At 69.2% G+C, this 3,665-nt stretch carries 1 protein-coding gene; it reads right to left on the bottom strand.

Translation table 11 applies throughout. The annotated features are described in order from the left end of the window. Positions 1–209: 209 nt before the first annotated feature. On the bottom strand, positions 210–3,665 hold a 3,456-nt coding region (locus G3I42_RS10735), incomplete at its 5' end, for a multifunctional oxoglutarate decarboxylase/oxoglutarate dehydrogenase thiamine pyrophosphate-binding subunit/dihydrolipoyllysine-residue succinyltransferase subunit (RefSeq protein ID WP_164284759.1).

Genomic DNA, 3,665 nt, shown 5'->3' with positions numbered 1-3,665 from the left:
GGCTCCGGGCGCGCGCGGCGGCCGATGCGGCGCGGACGCTCGGCCCGGACCATCCCCTCACCCGCGCGGCCCGCGAGGGGCGCCTGTGGGACTTCGAGGCGTACACGACCTGAGAGGACGCGGGAAGGCCCCGCCCCCACCGTCTCCGGTGGGAACGGGGCCTTCCGGCTCACGCCTCAGCTGTCAGCGCGGTCGGTGCCTCCGGCGCCTCAGGCGTCGAAGACCTCCGCCACGAGCTGTGCCTGCTCCTGCTGGTGCCGCTTCGCCGAGCCCACCGCCGGGGAGGAGGAGTGCGGGCGGGAGATGCGGCGCAGACGCTGGCCGTGGGGGATCGCCGCGCCGACCGAGAGGTCGATGTGGTCGATCAGGTTGAGCGCGATGAACGGCCAGGCACCCTGGTTCGCCGGCTCCTCCTGGGCCCACAGGAACTTCTCCGCGTTCGGGTACTTCGCGAACTCGGCCTGGATCTCGGCGCCGGGCAGCGGGTAGAGCCGCTCCAGGCGGATGATCGCGGTGTCGTCCGCACCCCGCTTGGTCCGCTCGGCCTCCAGGTCGTAGTAGACCTTCCCGGAGCACAGGACGATCTTGCGGACCTTCGCCGCGTCCACGGTGTCGTCGCCGATGACGGGACGGAACTGGCCCGAGGTGAACTCCTCGGCCTTCGAGGTCGCCGCCTTCAGGCGCAGCATCGACTTCGGCGTGAAGACGACGAGCGGCTTGTGGTGCGGGTTGTGGACCTGCCAGCGCAGCAGGTGGAAGTAGTTCGACGGGAGCGTCGGCATCGCGACCGTCATGCTCTTCTGCGCACAGAGCTGGAGGAAGCGCTCGATCCGGGCCGAGGAGTGGTCCGGGCCCTGGCCCTCGTAGCCGTGCGGCAGGAGCAGCGTGACACCGGAGGTCTGGCCCCACTTCTGCTCGGCGGCCGAGATGTACTCGTCGATGATCGTCTGCGCGCCGTTGATGAAGTCGCCGAACTGCGCCTCCCACAGCACCAGCGCCTCGGGACGGGCGAGCGAGTAGCCGTACTCGAAGCCCATCGCCGCGTACTCGCTCAGCAGCGAGTCGTAGACGTTGAAGCGCGCCTGGTCCTCGGAGAGGTACTGGAGCGGCGTGTAGTCCTCGCCCGTGACCCGGTCGACGAGCACCGCGTGGCGCTGGCCGAAGGTGCCGCGGCGCGAGTCCTGGCCCGCGAGACGGACCGGGGTGCCCTCCATGAGCAGGGAACCGAAGGCGAGCATCTCGCCGGTGCCCCAGTCGATGGCGCCTTCCTCGATCTGCGCCGCGCGCCGCTGGAGCTGCGGGAGCAGCCGGGGGTGCACGGTGACCCGCTCGGGCATATTGACCTGCGAGTCGGCGATCCGCTTGACGACCTCGGTGGAGATCGAGGTGTCCACGTTGACCGGGAACTCGGCCTGCGGCTGCGCGACCTCGGTCTCGCCGGGCGTCGTGGTGGCCTCGCGGACCTCCGTGAAGACCTTCTCCAGCTGGCCCTGGAAGTCCTGGAGCGCCTGCTCCGCCTCTTCGAGGGTGATGTCGCCCCGGCCGATGAGGGACTCGGTGTAGAGCTTGCGCACCGAGCGCTTCTTGTCGATGAGGTCGTACATCAGCGGCTGCGTGAAGCCGGGATTGTCCGACTCGTTGTGCCCGCGGCGGCGGTAGCAGATGAGGTCGATCACGACGTCCTTGTTGAACGCCTGACGGAACTCGAAGGCGAGGCGTGCGACGCGGACGACGGCCTCGGGGTCGTCGCCGTTCACGTGGAAGACCGGCGCCTCGATCATGCGGGCCACGTCCGTGGCGTACATCGAGGAGCGCGCCGACTCCGGGGGAGCGGTGAAGCCGACCTGGTTGTTGATGACGACGTGCACGGTGCCGCCGGTGCGGTAGCCGCGCAGCTGCGACATGTTGAGCGTCTCGGCGACGACGCCCTGGCCCGCGAAGGCCGCGTCGCCGTGGAGCGCGACGGGCAGCACGGTGAAGTCGGTGCCGCCCTTGTTGATGATGTCCTGCTTGGCGCGCGCGATGCCCTCGATGACCGGGTCGACGGTCTCCAGGTGCGAGGGGTTCGCGGCGAGGTTGACCTTGATCTGCTCGCCGTCGAGGCCCGTGAAGGTGCCCTCGGCGCCCAGGTGGTACTTGACGTCGCCGGAGCCGTGCATCGACTTCGGGTCGAGGTTGCCCTCGAACTCGCGGAAGATCTGCGCGTAGGACTTGCCGACGATGTTGGCGAGGACGTTGAGGCGGCCGCGGTGGGCCATGCCGATGACGACCTCGTCGAGGCGCGACTCGGCGGCCGCGTCGAGCACGGCGTCGAGCAGCGGGATGACGGACTCGCCGCCCTCCAGCGAGAAGCGCTTCTGGCCGACGTACTTCGTCTGGAGGAAGGTCTCGAACGCCTCGGCCGCGTTGAGGCGGCGCAGGATGCGCAGCTGCTCCTCGCGCTCGGGCTTCGCGGTGGTGGCGCCGCGCTCGACCCGGTCCTGGATCCAGTTGCGCTGCTTCGGGTCCTGGATGTGCATGAACTCGATGCCGATGGTGCGGCAGTACGAGTCGCGCAGCACGCCGAGGACGTCGCGCAGCTTCATCATCGTCTTGCCGGCGAAGCCGCCGACCGCGAACTCGCGCTCCAGGTCCCACAGCGTGAGCCCGTGCTCGGTGATGTCGAGGTCGGGGTGCTTGCGCTGGTGGTACTCCAGCGGGTCGGTGTCGGCCATGACGTGGCCGCGGACCCGGTAGGAGTGGATCAGCTCGAAGACGCGGGCGGCCTTGGTGACGTCGTCGTCGTGCGAGGCGTCGATGTCGCGGTTCCAGCGGATCGGCTCGTACGGGATGCGCAGCGCCTTGAAGACCTCGTCGTAGAAGTCGTTCTCGCCGAGCAGCAGGTTCGCGACGATGCGCAGGAACTCGCCCGAGGCCGCGCCCTGGATGACGCGGTGGTCGTACGTCGAGGTGAGGGTCATCACCTTGGAGATGCCCAGCCTGTTCAGGGTGTCCTGCGAGGTGCCCTGGAACTCGGCCGGGTAGTCCATCGAGCCGACGCCCATGATGACCGACTGCCCGGGCATCAGGCGCGGCACCGAGTGGACGGTGCCGAGACCGCCGGGGTTGGTCAGCGAGACCGTCACCCCGGAGAAGTCGTCCATCGTCAGCTTGTTGTCGCGGGCGCGGCGGACGATGTCCTCGTACGCCTGCCAGAACTCGAAGAAGTTGAGCGTCTCGGCCTTCTTGATGCCCGCGACGACCAGCTGGCGGTCGCCGTTGGGCTTCACCAGGTCGATCGCGAGGCCGAAGTTGATGTGCTCCGGCTTGACGAGGGTCGGCTTGCCGTCCTTCACCGTGAAGGAGTGGTTCATCGACGGCATCGCCTTGATCGCCTGCACCATCGCGTAGCCGATGAGGTGCGTGAAGGAGATCTTCCCGCCCCGGGCCCGCTTGAGGTGGTTGTTGATCACGATGCGGTTGTCGAAGAGCAGCTTGACGGGCACCGCGCGCACCGAGGTGGCGGTCGGCAGCTCCAGCGAGGCGTTCATGTTCTTCGCCACGGCGGCGGAGGGGCCGCGCAGCGTCACGAACTCGGGGCCCGCCGCGGCGGACTCGGCCGGCTTCGCGGAGGGCTGCGGCTGCGCCGGGGTCTTCGCGGCGGGCGCGGGCTTCGCGGCGGCCGG

This window comes from Streptomyces sp. SID11385 (assembly GCF_010548245.1).
Classification (GTDB): Bacteria; Actinomycetota; Actinomycetes; order Streptomycetales; family Streptomycetaceae; genus Streptomyces.
Note: the sequence above shows the minus strand (reverse complement) of the source record. Positions and strands in the feature narration are given on the sequence as shown.